This window comes from Vibrio sp. B1FLJ16, assembly GCF_905175385.1.
Taxonomy (GTDB): domain Bacteria; phylum Pseudomonadota; class Gammaproteobacteria; order Enterobacterales; family Vibrionaceae; genus Vibrio.
Window position 1 is genome coordinate 85253 of the sequence record NZ_HG992749.1, and the last position, 13793, is coordinate 99045.

Here is a 13793-nt window from a genome sequence, read left to right on the forward strand (position 1 = left end):
TTAACCTCAGATGAATTTTGCTAAAGTGATCCCATATCAATAGTGTAGGTACAAAGTCTTAAATCGCTAATCATGTTATAGTTATATCAAACGCATGAATAGAAATAGGAGTTAACATGCTGTCTCAAACTATGGTCGATCAATTGAATGATCAAATTAACCTGGAATTTTTTTCATCCAATCTATACTTACAAATGAGTGCTTGGTGTGAAGACAAGGGTTTTGAAGGCGCGGCTGAATTTCTACGCAAGCATGCGGTAGAAGAAATGGAGCACATGCAACGTCTGTTTACCTACGTAAGTGAAACTGGCGCACTGCCAATTCTGGGCACAATCGATGCGCCTAAGCACGACTTTGCAAGCCTGGGCGATGTATTCCGTGAGACTTATGAACATGAACAAATGATCACGGAAAAAATCAATAAGCTGGCACATGGTGCATTTACAAGCCAAGATTACTCAACGTTTAACTTCCTACAGTGGTACGTGGCTGAACAGCACGAAGAAGAGAAGTTGTTTAAAGGGATTTTGGATAAGATCGAACTGGTTGGTGAGGATGGTAAAGCACTGTTCTTCATTGACAAAGATCTGGCACAAATGGCAAAAGAAGGTTCATCTTCAATTATGGATGCTCCAGCTACATAAAGCTGTCCCGGCGCAGTAAGTAGCGGTTAAAAGAGATCGCAGTGATCGTCTTTTTCTCTTGAGCATTGTTGAAGGTGTAGGGAGGAAAAGATGATCAGTGGAGACACAATCTTATTTGCGCTAATGGTAGTAACCGGGGTCAATATGATCCGGTATCTCACCACTCTTCGTTCTTTAATTCACATAATGCGTGAAGCTCATCCGTTGTTGTATCAGCAGGTGGATGGCAATGGCTTTTTTACTACCCATGGAAACGTTACTAAACAGGTGCGTTTATTTCATTACATTAAGAGTAAAGAGTACCATCATCACCATGATGAGAATTTCACCAGCAAGTGTGAGCACGTACGTGAGTTGTTTGTCCTTTCGACAGCCCTACTAGGTGTAACTCTTCTCGCAGCCTTTATCCTTTAGCACTTACCATAAAGGTCGCATTGAGGTTGATATTAAAAAGCCAGTGACACGCACTGGCTTTTTTGACTTTCTCAGGTGGTTACAGCTTTAGTAGCACTTTTACATCACCAGTCAGCGCGGATTCTTCAACATAACCGATAGCGTCGCTATTACCTGATACTTCAGAGATAACACCAGCGTAGTCTGCAACCTGAATTGGTGCTTCCGCTTTACCTGTAAATACCAGGCGAGACCAGGCCGATTGCAGCTGAGATTCGCTGCGCCCTGTTGTTAATTCATGGAAAGCGAGACGGCCCGCTGAGCCATCTGCCAGCTCTACGATACGAGCAGTAGAACCATTGTCTAGTTTAGTTTTCTTACCTAAAAAGAGTTTCTTTACATCACTCTGAGATAAAGCATCGACGCCGGATACATTGCCAATGACAACCATACCCGCCATTGCGTTAAAAGACAGCAGTGAAGCCGCGAAAAGCGTAATCAGTTTTTTCATGATGGTCTCCTTAGAATACGAAATCTAGACGGGCTGAATAAACAACACTGTCTTGTTCGTTGAACGCACCCGTTTGATCGATGTTGCTCTGAAAACCACCGCTGGTCTCCTGGTAATCGGCAAAAGTAACATCGAACTTAAACGCCATATTGGTGTAGAAGTCCCAGCGAGTGCCCACTGAGTACGACATGCGCTCGTAGTTCATCAGACGGTTTAATCCCAGCGTTTGTGCATACGCTGTTGGATCAGTTGCAGCCAGCGCTAAACTTGGCTCCGGACGTTCTTCGTTGTCAGTGGTCTCCACCCAGCTTGCAGCCAGGTATGGAGTAAACTCACCGATGCGGTAGCCGAAAAGACCTGAGACAGACTGTGTATCACTGTACTTACCATCAAGTTGTACATCTGTGCCTTCTACATTAGCCAGGAAGTCCCCATTGTCATACTGCATTCCCAGTGAGACAAATTGGCCATCCTGCCCGTGAATACCGACTAAAGCCGCTTTCTGACACTGCGTTGTCGATAGATCAGAAGCGTCACACTCTGGGTTAGCTTCTGCAATGAAGTAAGAAGCCCGAAGCGTCAGGTCTTCGTAGTTCCAGTTTGCCGACAGACCAAACATTTGATCTAACTTTACTTCACCAATTCTGGAGTCATCTTCGTCGATAGTAGCGATGCCCATTACAGGCTGCAGAAGTAAGCTGGAATTTTCAAATTCAACAGGAATAAGAAGATCTGCACCGGTGTAGCCTTTGAGTACAATGTTCTCGTAAGTCTCTTGCGACGGACGAATCATAGGGTAGGCATAACCTAAGTCGATGTAGTCAGAGTAGAAGAACAAAGGCAGACGAAGCTTACCAGCGCGAGCTGTGAAGTGATCAAAATCGTACGATGCGTAAGCCATTTCGATTTTTGGTTCGTAATCGTAGCGGCTGTTTGCCACGATCTGGGTAACAAACTTGGCTCTATCGTTAATCTGAAAGTCAAACTGGAGACCCGCCAGTGTTTCCTGCTCCCAATCGACTTTCTCATCCGTGTATTTAGCATAGCCAATGTTGTTATCTGATTTGCCCACACCTACGGAGCCAAACCCACTAATGGACAGGCCGTCAAGACTGGCTGCGTTAGCGCCAAATGCAGAAGCTGCAAGCAGGCTGGCTAAAACTGTTTTTTTCATTCTGAACTCCACTACTGTGATTGTTATTTTTGTGTTTTTCTAAACTCAAGATGCAACAACCCTCACTTGGCCAGAATGACCAAGTGGAATTGGATGTACGAGGGTTATTTCACCTTAAAGTGACCGGTCAATCCCGATAGGTTTGCCGTAATTGAATTGATGTTTTGCGCAACATCATCAAGTTCGTCGACGCTGTCTGCGGTGCCCTGAGCCATACTGCGGATGTTGTCCACAATGGCTTCAATTTCACTTGATGCTCGCTCTTGCTCTTCCGTTGAAGAGGCAATGAGATCATTTTTGCTGCTAATATCCGAAACATCACTGGTGATGCGTTGTAAGGATTGTTCTGCAATCAAGGACTTTTGCACACACTCTTCAGCTCGGGCTGCACTTTCGGAGATAATATTGGATGCCGTCGTTGTCTGCTCCTGGAGCTGATGCAGTACAGTCTGGATCTCCTGAGTTGAAGACTGGGTGCGTGACGCAAGCGTTCTGACTTCATCAGCAACAACCGCAAATCCGCGGCCCTGCTCACCCGCTCGTGCTGCTTCTATTGCCGCGTTTAAAGCAAGCAGGTTGGTTTGTTCTGCAATCGCACTGATTGAATCTAGAATGGAACCAGCATTTTGAGTGTTTTGGTCTAATTGCTGAACAACCAAAGCGGCATTGCGAACTTCTTCTGTCAGATCCTGTACCGCCTGAATGGTGCTTTTGACCTGTACTTCGCCATTATGCGCTTCTTGACTGGCACTGTTTGCCGATGTGGACGCTTCACTCGCATTCGAGGCGATATGTCTTGCTGCACTAAATAACTGACTCAGAGATTCGGAGACTTCTTCAATCGCTTTGTATTGATTACTCGATAAGTTCGCAGTATCGCGGCTTGATGTAACCAAGGTATTTGAAATTTGATCCAGTTTACTTATGTTTTCGATGGTTTGTGTGACATTATGCTGTAGTTTGTCGACAAAAGCATTGAAGGAGTCGACAACAGGCTTTAACTCATCATTTTTATCATGGTTGATGCGAACAGTAAGGTCGCCTTCGCCTTCCGCAATATCTCGCATCTTATCGGCAAACGAACCTAAATCGACACGGATTCCACGCGAGACAAACCATCCCATAACGACGATCAGCAGCAACGCGAGCGCACCCAGCACCATCATCAGCTGTGTCGCTGAAACATTATCTTCTTCTAACTCATTGACTGAAGTTTCAAATTCGCTAATACGAGCTTTAGAAAAAAGCTGCATTTCATTGGTAAGTAATTCCAGTTGCTTATTATTTGCTTCCGCTTTTTCGGCTGCTGCAGTTAAGTCAAGGTCACCATCGATCATGCCGAGTGCTAACTCATAAGTGTTTTGGAAGTAGGACTCTAACAGCTGTTCTGTGGTGGATATTTGTTGTTGCAGAGCAGGCTGCAGGTCTGCCTGTAATGCAAAGTTAGCGTTGATCTTGTCAAGAGTAGATCGATTCAGTTCAAGCAACTCTTCGTCACCTAATGTCACTGCAAGATTGAAGCGTTCCGCAAGTTGGGAAAGCAGGATCGAGTTAAGCGATGCGGAGTTCATGACCGGGTAATATAACTCGTTGATGTCACGAACTTGTTCGGTGTTGTTCGTTAGTGTCGAGCCGCTTATGGATAATATGCTAGAAAAGCCGAACAAGGATAGTAGACATAGGGCAAGCACTTTTCCCCGAATAGACAGTGACAACATGCGTAGACATCCTTTTCTATAAAGCAGAATAAATGCTTATGTTCTAATTAGTGAGATATATAATTGCCCTGAATATATTACACTCATCAATAATTAAGGCAAATCAGTATTTGTTCTGTTTGCAATTTAGACGAAATGTACCCTCTGTTTTAAAGCGACTTGTATGGCCGATAAATGAACTTTGATTTTATATTTATTTGATATTTGTCCATGCGCTTACCATAGTCAGTCAGACGTATCTTATGAAATTATAATTTTTCCTCGTTTAGCAATGCTTTGAGTTGGCCGTGACGACTTTTCGGGGCACCCATAAAGCTACCACCTGATTGACCCGTGTTTAAATGGATGGAAAACGTTGTTGATTTAGTCTGGAATTTAAGCGCTTTTCCCAGAAAACATTTCTCGGTAGAATATCGCTTAAACAAAGCAAGGATGTGCATTGAGCACATCCTTTTTTATTTGCTGTTGCCAAGCCCTAAGTATAAGAGTTACCGATGAGTAAGAAATTTGATGTTGTAGTTATTGGCGCGGGTGCTGCGGGTTTGATGTGTGCGGCAGAAGCGGGCAAGCGTGGTCGCAGTGTATTAGTGCTTGATCATGCCAAAAAGCCGGGTCGTAAGATTCTTATTTCTGGCGGTGGTCGTTGCAACTTCACCAACTATGACGTGTCGGCGAATAACTACTTATGCCAGAACCCTCATTTCGTTAAATCGGCGCTCTCTCAGTATACCAACTGGGACTTCATCTCCTTGGTCAGCAAACACGGTATTGAATTTGAAGAGCGCGATCATGGTCAGTTGTTCTGTGTGGATGCGTTTACCGCCAAAGACATCGTCAAAATGCTGCTGGCCGAATGTGATATGCCAAATATTGAGCAGCGCTATCAGTGTGATGTTCACTCAATTGAACAGAAGGACACTGGCTTCACACTGCATGCGGGTACTGAAGTGGTGGAATGTACATCTCTGGTAATTGCAACCGGCGGTCTGTCGATGCCAAAGCTCGGTGCGACGCCATTTGGCTATAAAGTTGCGGAGCAGTTTGGTATTCCCGTTATTCCAACCACGGCAGGGCTGGTTCCTTTTACGTTACACAAAGAAGACAAAGAGGACTTCGCTGAGCTGTCTGGTATAGCAGTACCTGCGGAAATTACCGCAGAAGACGGCACCATGTTCAAAGAAGCGCTGCTTTTTACTCACCGCGGCCTGTCCGGCCCTTCGGTTTTGCAAATTTCTTCATTCTGGCGGGCAGGACAAAAAGTTTCTGTCAATCTGGTGCCTAATGAAGACATTGCGCTTCTACTGGAGCGAAGCCTTGAGAAACATCCTAATCAATCGCTGAAGAATACTCTGGCAAAAGTGCTGCCAAAGCGTTTAGTGGAAGTACTGATTGAGCGCAAAGAGCTGACGGACAAACCCCTCAAGCAGCTCAACCCGAAGGAGCTCGCAAGCATAGTTGAGCGTTTAGAGAACTGGCATGTGGCACCTAACGGTACCGAGGGTTATCGTACAGCGGAAGTGACTTTGGGTGGTGTGGATACTGATCATCTATCTTCTAAAACCATGGAATGTAAAAACATCAAAGGCTTGTACTTCATCGGAGAAGTGATGGACGTTACCGGTTGGTTAGGTGGCTATAACTTCCAATGGTGCTGGTCGAGTGGCTTTGTGGCAGGTCAGTGGGTGTAATAAAGCGCTGCATACCAAGATAGAAAGAGACGATGAAAAAAGAGCACTGAATTCAATTTAGTGCTCTTTTTCTATTTGCGGTGGTTATTTACTCGTCTTGATACTTTTCGAGCTTGTTGTACAGCGTTTTAACGCTGATCCCAAGCTCCTGAGCCGATTCCGTTTTGTTGCCTTGATTCTCTTCAAGCGTATTGAGAATAGCGGCCTTTTCCAACTCTTCTAACGATACGCCAGCAGGCACCATATCTTCTAGTTGGGTGCCAGTTTCTAGTGGCGGCGTATCGAAAATCAGATGTTCATCTTTAATAGTATCGTCGGCGAGAATGAACGCACGCTCGATAGTGTGTTTGAGTTCTCGAACGTTGCCAGGCCAATCGTGAATAGCGATTTTTTGGATTGCCGAGTCGAGAATCGTCTTGGTTTTGGATTCGTTAGCGTTGCGGTGCGCAATAAAGTGTTTGGCTAATCCTACGATGTCTCCGCTGCGTTCGCGCAATGGTGGAACGGTTAGCGGGAAGTGCGATAGCCTGAAAAATAGGTCTTCACGCAGAAATTGTTCTTCGATCGCGTCTTTAGGATCGCGGTTGGTCGCTGCGACGATGCGGGTATTGGCGATGTGGACGGTATTACTGCCCACTGGGCGGTATTCACCAGTTTCTAGCACGCGTAGCAGTTTCACTTGATGCTCGATTGGCATCTCAGTAATTTCATCCAAAAACAGCGTGCCGCCTTCGGCTTGCTTAAATACCCCTTGGTGAGTTTTATTCGCACCAGTGAACGAGCCTTTTTCGTGGCCAAACAGTTCGCTGTCGACCAGCTCCGGGCTAATGGCACCACAGTTGATGGCAATAAAAGGTTGCTGCTTACGTTCACTGGCGAGGTGGATGGTTTGCGCCACAAGCTCTTTACCTGAGCCACTTTCTCCGACAATCAACACGTTGGCTTCGGTTTTCGCGACTCGGCGAATCATGCGATACAGCTGATGCATTGGAGAAGATGAACCAACTAGCAAGCCAAACTGATCCAAATCGCTGGTGGCGACTTTACGTCCTTGCTCTTGCTTGTGTTGATAATACTCGCTCACTTCGATCAGCGTATCAGACAGGATAGTGAGGTCGACGGGTTTTCTGTAGTGAAAAATGGCACCTAGGTTCATCAGCTTATCGAGGTTCTCGTTAGGCGCGCCTGAACTGATGATGATTAAGTCCATGTCGTAACTGGCTTCGATATCGGAAAGTCGCTGGTAATCAGCGTGACTGAAATGTGCTACTTCGACAATCGCGACGTCCGGTTGAATGTCGACGAAGTGATCAATCCAATCATCGTCCGTTTCGGTGTCATACAAACGGAACTTATGTAATTCCTGACAAGAAGCGATAGCCTCTTTGAGGGTGGGGTCTTGTATTCTTAGAAACAGGCTTGGCAGTGACATAGAAATGTCCTCTTCACTATAACAGAAACAATGTACGTGTATTATTTGAACTGTACAAGACAAAATATTGTCAAAGTCTGTTTAGAATCTGGTTGGTTATTAATATAGTGAGAGCAACAGAAAGTTAAATATCTGAAACGTTTTTCTTTCCTTATTTGTTGTGTGGAATTGTAATCCTTAGAAATTAATCTCTCCTGATGGTCTTTGCGTACAAAAGTAAAAGAAAGGACGAGGTGATATTTCTTCTCTATTTATCTTTTCTTTTTCAATGATTAAAAATTACATTTCTTCTGTGTAAATTATTCACGAATGATTTCTTTCTCATCTTAAATATAATGGCTGTTTTTAAATAAACTCTTTAAAAATAGTTACTTATAAAGTTGGCACATGCTTTGCTCTATTAGAACTGCAACGTCAATATAGGAGAATTACCATGAATAACATCGCAGCTAAAATTGTACTTACTTCAGTTCTTGCAACGTCATCTACCGCAGTATTAGCCAGTGATAAATGGGAAAAAGAATCCATGGACGCTTGGCTAGATGGTAAAGCAGAAACCACCTTACTGCTCAACAGCAACCTGAACTCTTTTGATATCAACACTGATGTTGAAAATCAGGTAGTTACGCTAACAGGTTCGGTCAATAACGATTTGGAAAAGTCGCTGGCAGAAGAGTTGGTTTCAGGCCTTGATGGTGTGAAAAAAGTAAATAACGAGCTAACGGTAGTGAGTGAAAATAAACAAGATGCCGATTCTGATGCATTTGCTGCATTAACGGATTCAAAAATTACTACTATTGTGAAAACTCGTTTACTGATGGATACCAGCGTTAGTGGTACAGACATTGATGTTACCACAGAAAATAAAACCGTAACCTTAACCGGTAAAGTGAACTCAGATGCCGAGCACGATCTGGCATTATCGATTGCAAATAATACCAACGATGTAAATAAGGTTGTCGATAAGCTTGAAGTTGTTCAGTAATAACTGATATTGAGCTTTCACTTAAAAAAATAAGGAGACAACACCATGGTTCGTTGGATGTTTATTTTCCTTGCCTTGGCTCTTGTTTCAGCGGTGCTCGGATTTAGTGGTATTGCCGGTGCCGCCGCAACTGTCGCGCAAGTGATATTTTATCTGTTCCTGTTGTCATTAATTGTATCAATAGTATTTGTGATACTTGGAAAGAAAAACGTAAATAGATAGGAGTTAGCATGCGAGTTACGTCATTTATTTATCGTATCGCCGCAGTATTTGGATTGGTGTTTGCTTTAGCGGCGTGTAGTGATGAAGGGCCAATGGAAAAAGCGGGCAAAAAATTGGATGAGACTGCGGAAGAAGCGCAAAACGCCATTGAAGATGGTTGTGAAAACCTTAAAGAGAATCTGAACGCGGAAGACAAAGAGTGTTAAGCGTTCACCTCATCCACCAACAGCAAAAAAGGGCGGCGTGATAACCGCCCTTTGTTTTACCAACTATTCTTAATCCGATAAGGAGTCAGAGATGAAGAACATATTCGATGTGCTAAAAGAAAGTCATGAAAAACAGCGCCTTTTGCTGGATGCATTGATGGAAACATCCGGAGATTCCCCAACTCGTCGAGAGTTTTATCGCGACCTAAAGCACGAGCTTGAGCAACATGCCGCCGCTGAAGAGCGTTACTTTTACGCACCGCTGATTGAGAGCGATAAGACGATCGATATGACACGTCACGGTATTGCTGAGCACCACGCCATCGACAAAGTGATCGCTCAGTTGGATGACACCGCTTGGAGCTCGCCCGTTTGGCTTATGCATATGAAAACACTGCGTCATAAGGTACTGCACCATTTGGAAGAGGAAGAGCAACGCTTTTTCCAAATGGCAGGTAAGGTGATGTCCGACAAACAAAAACAACAGTTGGCTAATGATTATATCGAAGCGATGGCCAGCTAAGCGTTATCTCATCGCTAAGGATTAAGGAGGTCGAATGTTCATCGTCAAATATTACCTACTTGGCGCGCTGGTTGCGTTGCTTGCTGCTATCTACATACCTCAAATCGTAGTGAGTTTACTGCTGCTTTGGGTTTCGCTGTCCTTGGCGTTAGTTAGTGCGGCTTATTTGTTTGATTTCCCGTCCATCTTTAGAAAAAGCCAAGACGGAAAAATTGTCTGGTGGATTCGCTGGGCATTCATTCCCTTCTTACTTGGGGCGAAAGCCTACAATGCCTGGGAGAGGCGGCGCGATACCGTCCCTCCCATTCAGCAAGTCAGCGAAAATCTTTACCTCTCTCGGCGCTTGTTCCCGAGCGATTTAGAGTTTCTCGACTCTCACGACATTTCCTGCATTGTTGATGTCACGGCGGAGTTCGCAGGTTTAGAAAGCGCCATGACTGACAAGCAATTCAATTACCTTTCTATTCCCGTGCTGGATCATAAAGCGCCGACCTTGGAGCGCTTACGTCATGCGATTAATTGGATTGATACTCAAATCGCCTGCGGGCGCTCTGTGGTTGTGCATTGCGCGCTTGGGCGTGGCCGTTCGGTGTTTGTGGTGGCGGCTTATTTGCTAAGTAAAGACCCATCGCTCTCGGTGGAATCGGTGATGCAGAAAATCAACAGCGTGCGCAGCACCGCAAGGCTCAATAACTTGCAGATCAAAACCCTGCGCGCGATCAGCGAGAAAGGCGTGCTAACACTCGATGAGCCGACCTGGATGGTGGTGAACCCTGTCGCGGGCGGCGGGAAATGGCAGCAATACGAACAGCATGTGATTCGTGAGTTGACCAAAAAATATCGTCTCAGTATTCACCTAACGGACGAAACCACCAGTGCAGAAAGCCTCGCTCTGCAAGCTGAACAAAGTGGTGTGAACCAAGTGATAGTCTCTGGTGGCGATGGCACGGTGACCGAAGTGGCGAGCCAACTGGTCGGCACGGACATCAAGCTCGGTATCATACCGCTGGGGACGGCGAATGCGTTGTGCCATGTGCTGTATGGCATCGGCGTGAAACTATCACCGGTTGAAAAAGCGTGTGAAGCCATTCTCACAGGCCATTGCCAACGCATAGACACCGCACAATGTAATCAGCGTTTGATACTGTTGGTGCTGGGTATTGGCTTGGAACAGAAGATGATTGAACACGCGCATCGTGAAGAGAAAAATGCTTTTGGGCAGCTGGCATATTTAACGGGCTTTTTTAACGCCGTTATTTCCGAAGAGGTGCAAAGTCTGCAAGTAAGCCTAGAAGGGCAGGCGGTGAGTGAACAAGGATGGAAGAGTCAGGAGATGGAAGTACACAGCTTCGTCGTTGCCAACATCGCGCCATTCAGTACCGTGTTAGCGCAAGGTGGTGACGTGCCGCAGCCAGATGATGGGAAACTGCACATTACCTACCTTGATAATACTCAGTCGCTGGGTGGACGCCTAGTGGCATTGTCGGATCTAACTTTAACCAGCGTCGGCGCACAGGATGAGTCGAATCAGTTTCAGTATGCGAGCGCAACGGGGGTGACGATTACTGCTGATACGCCGGTTGACTACGTCATTGACGGTGAGCTCTATTCTGACCGTCGTTTAGAGATCAAGATTCGTCCCCAGTCGCTCAATGTGTTTGTTCCCGGTTAACGCCGGTGAAGACGATCGCGAGTAGAGTAGACAAAGCAAAAGATCGGAGGGCAAAAATAGAGAAGGTAAAGCGAAGGGAAAAAGGTGAGCAGAGCTACTCACCTTGGGGTAGATGTTTTTCCAGCTCGTCGTTTTCGACTTGCAACGCCGCCACCCAGTACGAGACCAGCGCTGTTAAGTTGGCATCATCCAACTCTCGGAGGAGCTGTTTTAACTCACTCAGTAATTGCGCATTCATAAAATGCATCTCTTTATAATTACCGAGAGTAGCAATTCCCGTTTTGTTGGCGTGTTCTGCGATAAAGTCGTCGCCATTTTGATCAAAAAACAGGTCGACCATTTTTTTGATCATCACTTTTTCTATTTTAACGAACCGATAGGCTGATCGAGCAATATTCATATGTGAATGAGGATCGACAAGCGGTAAACACGTTTGGCGATGGTGCGCCATTTTAATGAGTAATTCCCTTACTCGCGTATTATTCAATGTCATACTGACCTCTTTTCAGTATTTCAGCATTATGCTTTGGAATGTGTGAATATTCATCAATGGTTCTGAATAAGAATGGCCAATAATGTTGACCATTCTTTTTAGGGTTATTTATCGATTAGCTGATCAGGCTAATGTTGCTGAGTTTTTCTTTACAGCTTTTGATGTCACTGCGCACTTTGAGTAGCACGGCATTATCTGCTTGCTCTGGCTGCGCGGTGATGACGTTTTCGATCTCTTTCAATACCTTACTTTCCACGCCTTCGAGCTGTTCCAAGTACATCGATTCTTTGTCTGACGACACTTCTTTCATTACATCACTGTACACTTCGCGTGCCTTGATGGTGTAAGACACGGGCGTGTCGTCGGCAGTTTGAGGATTCGCAATCGCATAAGGCTTCAACTCTAATGCGGCGTGTTCTCGTACATGAACCAGATCCTGCAATACATGGTTTAGCGATGTGTTGTCGATGTTATCAATCGCTTTCTTGTAAATATCATTACCGCTGTGAATAAGCTCAATGATTGAGGCGATGTTTTCATTTCTCATATCTTCTCCTTTATTTTACTGCGGATACTTTATTGCAGTGTTTAAGTGCAATTTTACTGCGGATACTTTATTGCAGTGTTTAAGTGCAATTTATATTGCAACGACTTAGTCATTAAATATGACCAATATTTATCACGTGGCATTTTATATCTAGCATTTTGTATGCCATGAATATTGAATGTGAGTGATGCCAGACAATATAAGGAGTAAGAATGGAGGTGGTTATTTATTGCGCGTGATTGCTTGTGGGGAATAAGAAAAAATTACAAATAAGAATCCATTCAAAGGAAATAATTACAGGTCATTTTGCAATGGCTGAAGATATTTGAGTTCTATTTCAATAAAAACAATGACTTATCAACTTGGCATGGTAATCGCTGTATCACTCATGAGGAAACGAAAAAAATTCACTTTTATCAGATTACTTATCAGCGGAATCACAACCGCTTAATCCAAGGTAATCTCAATCATTGGAGGCTAGTTATGACTAATACAAAAGAAAGCGCAGTAAAACCTCAAGAGCAATTTGAAGAAGCGTATCACCTTGCAGGGCAAGCCACTTCCGAAGCGGTTGGCGCAATGAAAGAACATGCCAAAGAAAAGCTGGAAGTTGGCGCGGAGAACATTCAACAAGCGACCAAATCCGCAGAAAACGTCATTAAAGAGCGTCCGCTGTTGAGTATCGGTTGTGCATTCCTGGCGGGTTGGGCTGTCTCTAAGCTCATCAAATAGGTCTGTTCCTAACATTTCGCTTTAATCATGAAGGAAGAGTTCTATGAATGACTCCGAGCATACCATCAATGAGCGCCAAGGCTCGGCTACTGCAGACAGTAGCCGAGCCCTAAACGGGGCTAAAAATCAGGAAGTTGAACAAGCCATTAATGGGCTACGAGCCATTTTGTCGCAGATTGACGACCTTTCGACGTCACTGCGAACGTGGTCGGGCTCGACGTTGGATTTGTTTCTGCTAGAGATGAAAGTCAACGTAGCGGCTGCGCGTCAAATCGTGATATTCAGTATCATTTTTACGCTGCTGTCGGTGTTGTTTATCTTCAGTGTGTGTTTGGCAGCGGGCATGGTGACGTACTACTTTACCGCTCAAATATTGCTAAGTGTTGGCGTGTTTATTGTTTCGTTGGGGTTGGCGCTAGTTGGTCTGGCGTGGTGGCAGAAGCGACTGACGTACTTCCTTGGTTTCAAAAATACAACCGACCAATTGCAGGAGGGCTGGCATGCGTTCTCTAACCAAACTCGACCGAGCCATGCAGATAAAACGCATCGAGGGTAAAGCAGCTCTGGAGCAATGTTTGTTGGATAAACAAACCCTCAAATTTACCTCGAACCGATTCGTGCGAGAATACCCATGGACAGCGCTTGGGTTGAGCGCTTTTGCCGCGATTGCTGTTGCAAACGCTGGGCGACTGTCTCGCGTCACGTCATCTCTCTCCTCCATCAGTTTGTTGCTTAATGGCGCGATGGATATGAGTGGTCAGTTAGCCAAATCTTCTTCATCGTCTGCTACATCTTTAAAAGTGGCTGGTGACGAAGCGGCTCAACCATCCGATTTACCACCTCAATAGAGGCG

General features: G+C 45.0%; 17 protein-coding genes. 11 read left to right on the top strand and 6 right to left on the bottom strand.

Features of this window, described 5'->3' with window-relative positions; all coding sequences use genetic code 11:
• Positions 1–116 precede the first annotated feature (116 nt).
• Positions 117–644 (top strand): non-heme ferritin, encoded by a 528-nt coding sequence (gene ftnA / locus KHN79_RS00410; RefSeq protein WP_182009910.1) that lies wholly within the window; start codon positions 117–119, stop codon positions 642–644.
• Positions 645–734: 90 nt separating this feature from the next.
• On the top strand, positions 735–1058 hold the full coding sequence (gene uspB, locus KHN79_RS00415; protein WP_182009909.1) for a universal stress protein UspB: 324 nt from the start codon (positions 735–737) through the stop codon (positions 1056–1058).
• Positions 1059–1137: 79 nt separating this feature from the next.
• Here the strand turns inward: uspB and KHN79_RS00420 are convergent, their stop codons facing one another.
• From KHN79_RS00420 to KHN79_RS00430, 3 genes are all read right to left on the bottom strand, one after another.
• Complete coding sequence (locus KHN79_RS00420) at positions 1138–1548, bottom strand: phosphate ABC transporter substrate-binding protein (protein WP_182009908.1); 411 nt, start codon at positions 1546–1548, stop codon at positions 1138–1140.
• 10 nt (positions 1549–1558) lie between these two features.
• The gene (locus tag KHN79_RS00425; RefSeq protein WP_182009907.1) at positions 1559–2722 is read right to left on the bottom strand and encodes a hypothetical protein; all 1164 of its coding nucleotides are present in this window, start codon (positions 2720–2722) and stop codon (positions 1559–1561) included.
• Positions 2723–2826: 104 nt separating this feature from the next.
• The gene (locus KHN79_RS00430; RefSeq protein WP_244812624.1) at positions 2827–4293 is read right to left on the bottom strand and encodes a methyl-accepting chemotaxis protein; all 1467 of its coding nucleotides are present in this window, start codon (positions 4291–4293) and stop codon (positions 2827–2829) included.
• 641 nt (positions 4294–4934) lie between these two features.
• On the opposite strand from KHN79_RS00430, the gene KHN79_RS00435 reads away from it, so the two are divergent.
• Entirely contained in the window at positions 4935–6128 is a 1194-nt protein-coding gene (locus tag KHN79_RS00435) for an NAD(P)/FAD-dependent oxidoreductase (protein WP_182009905.1), read from the top strand.
• A gap of 88 nt (positions 6129–6216) precedes the next feature.
• Here the strand turns inward: KHN79_RS00435 and KHN79_RS00440 are convergent, their stop codons facing one another.
• On the bottom strand, positions 6217–7560 hold the full coding sequence (locus KHN79_RS00440) for a sigma-54 dependent transcriptional regulator (protein ID WP_182009904.1): 1344 nt from the start codon (positions 7558–7560) through the stop codon (positions 6217–6219).
• A gap of 433 nt (positions 7561–7993) precedes the next feature.
• Between KHN79_RS00440 and KHN79_RS00445 the strand changes: the two genes are divergently transcribed.
• The 5 genes from KHN79_RS00445 (at position 7994) to KHN79_RS00465 (ending at position 11168) form a co-directional block, all read left to right on the top strand.
• On the top strand, positions 7994–8545 hold the full coding sequence (locus KHN79_RS00445) for a BON domain-containing protein (protein ID WP_005496656.1): 552 nt from the start codon (positions 7994–7996) through the stop codon (positions 8543–8545).
• 45 nt (positions 8546–8590) lie between these two features.
• The gene (locus tag KHN79_RS00450; RefSeq protein ID WP_156216655.1) at positions 8591–8767 is read left to right on the top strand and encodes a DUF1328 domain-containing protein; all 177 of its coding nucleotides are present in this window, start codon (positions 8591–8593) and stop codon (positions 8765–8767) included.
• 8 nt (positions 8768–8775) lie between these two features.
• Positions 8776–8973 (top strand): hypothetical protein, encoded by a 198-nt coding sequence (locus KHN79_RS00455; RefSeq protein WP_140257017.1) that lies wholly within the window; start codon positions 8776–8778, stop codon positions 8971–8973.
• A gap of 91 nt (positions 8974–9064) precedes the next feature.
• On the top strand, positions 9065–9496 hold the full coding sequence (locus KHN79_RS00460) for a hemerythrin domain-containing protein (RefSeq protein WP_182009903.1): 432 nt from the start codon (positions 9065–9067) through the stop codon (positions 9494–9496).
• Between the two features lie 34 nt (positions 9497–9530).
• Positions 9531–11168, top strand: a complete 1638-nt coding sequence (locus KHN79_RS00465) for a diacylglycerol kinase family protein (RefSeq protein ID WP_182009902.1) — start codon at positions 9531–9533, stop codon at positions 11166–11168.
• Between the two features lie 94 nt (positions 11169–11262).
• Here the strand turns inward: KHN79_RS00465 and KHN79_RS00470 are convergent, their stop codons facing one another.
• Both KHN79_RS00470 and KHN79_RS00475 read right to left on the bottom strand, forming a co-directional pair.
• Positions 11263–11661: a hypothetical protein gene (locus KHN79_RS00470; RefSeq protein WP_182009901.1), complete on the bottom strand. Its 399-nt coding sequence runs from the start codon at positions 11659–11661 to the stop codon at positions 11263–11265.
• A 115-nt stretch (positions 11662–11776) separates the two neighbouring features.
• Positions 11777–12208, bottom strand: coding sequence for a PA2169 family four-helix-bundle protein (locus KHN79_RS00475; protein ID WP_005466482.1), 432 nt, complete (start codon positions 12206–12208; stop codon positions 11777–11779).
• A 483-nt stretch (positions 12209–12691) separates the two neighbouring features.
• Between KHN79_RS00475 and KHN79_RS00480 the strand changes: the two genes are divergently transcribed.
• Genes KHN79_RS00480 through KHN79_RS00490 form a run of 3 tightly spaced genes read left to right on the top strand, consistent with a single transcriptional unit; the run spans position 12692 to position 13788 of the window.
• The gene (locus KHN79_RS00480; RefSeq protein ID WP_182009900.1) at positions 12692–12940 is read left to right on the top strand and encodes a hypothetical protein; all 249 of its coding nucleotides are present in this window, start codon (positions 12692–12694) and stop codon (positions 12938–12940) included.
• 43 nt (positions 12941–12983) lie between these two features.
• Entirely contained in the window at positions 12984–13496 is a 513-nt protein-coding gene (locus tag KHN79_RS00485) for a phage holin family protein (protein ID WP_182009899.1), read from the top strand.
• The gene (locus KHN79_RS00490; RefSeq protein ID WP_244812580.1) at positions 13441–13788 is read left to right on the top strand and encodes a hypothetical protein; all 348 of its coding nucleotides are present in this window, start codon (positions 13441–13443) and stop codon (positions 13786–13788) included. Before KHN79_RS00485 ends, KHN79_RS00490 begins: the two co-directional genes overlap by 56 nt.
• The last annotated feature ends 5 nt before the right edge of the window (positions 13789–13793 follow it).

Coding starts and splice junctions, on each gene's coding strand:
- KHN79_RS00430 (WP_244812624.1), bottom strand. CDS start 4,293: ATGAACTCCGCATCGCTTAACTCGATCCTGCTTTCCCAACTTGCGGAA.
- ftnA (WP_182009910.1), top strand. CDS start 117: ATGCTGTCTCAAACTATGGTCGATCAATTGAATGATCAAATTAACCTG.
- KHN79_RS00445 (WP_005496656.1), top strand. CDS start 7,994: ATGAATAACATCGCAGCTAAAATTGTACTTACTTCAGTTCTTGCAACG.
- KHN79_RS00435 (WP_182009905.1), top strand. CDS start 4,935: ATGAGTAAGAAATTTGATGTTGTAGTTATTGGCGCGGGTGCTGCGGGT.
- KHN79_RS00450 (WP_156216655.1), top strand. CDS start 8,591: ATGGTTCGTTGGATGTTTATTTTCCTTGCCTTGGCTCTTGTTTCAGCG.
- KHN79_RS00440 (WP_182009904.1), bottom strand. CDS start 7,560: ATGTCACTGCCAAGCCTGTTTCTAAGAATACAAGACCCCACCCTCAAA.
- KHN79_RS00460 (WP_182009903.1), top strand. CDS start 9,065: ATGAAGAACATATTCGATGTGCTAAAAGAAAGTCATGAAAAACAGCGC.
- KHN79_RS00475 (WP_005466482.1), bottom strand. CDS start 12,208: ATGAGAAATGAAAACATCGCCTCAATCATTGAGCTTATTCACAGCGGT.
- KHN79_RS00455 (WP_140257017.1), top strand. CDS start 8,776: ATGCGAGTTACGTCATTTATTTATCGTATCGCCGCAGTATTTGGATTG.
- KHN79_RS00420 (WP_182009908.1), bottom strand. CDS start 1,548: ATGAAAAAACTGATTACGCTTTTCGCGGCTTCACTGCTGTCTTTTAAC.
- KHN79_RS00490 (WP_244812580.1), top strand. CDS start 13,441: ATGCGTTCTCTAACCAAACTCGACCGAGCCATGCAGATAAAACGCATC.
- KHN79_RS00465 (WP_182009902.1), top strand. CDS start 9,531: ATGTTCATCGTCAAATATTACCTACTTGGCGCGCTGGTTGCGTTGCTT.
- uspB (WP_182009909.1), top strand. CDS start 735: ATGATCAGTGGAGACACAATCTTATTTGCGCTAATGGTAGTAACCGGG.
- KHN79_RS00480 (WP_182009900.1), top strand. CDS start 12,692: ATGACTAATACAAAAGAAAGCGCAGTAAAACCTCAAGAGCAATTTGAA.
- KHN79_RS00485 (WP_182009899.1), top strand. CDS start 12,984: ATGAATGACTCCGAGCATACCATCAATGAGCGCCAAGGCTCGGCTACT.
- KHN79_RS00470 (WP_182009901.1), bottom strand. CDS start 11,661: ATGACATTGAATAATACGCGAGTAAGGGAATTACTCATTAAAATGGCG.
- KHN79_RS00425 (WP_182009907.1), bottom strand. CDS start 2,722: ATGAAAAAAACAGTTTTAGCCAGCCTGCTTGCAGCTTCTGCATTTGGC.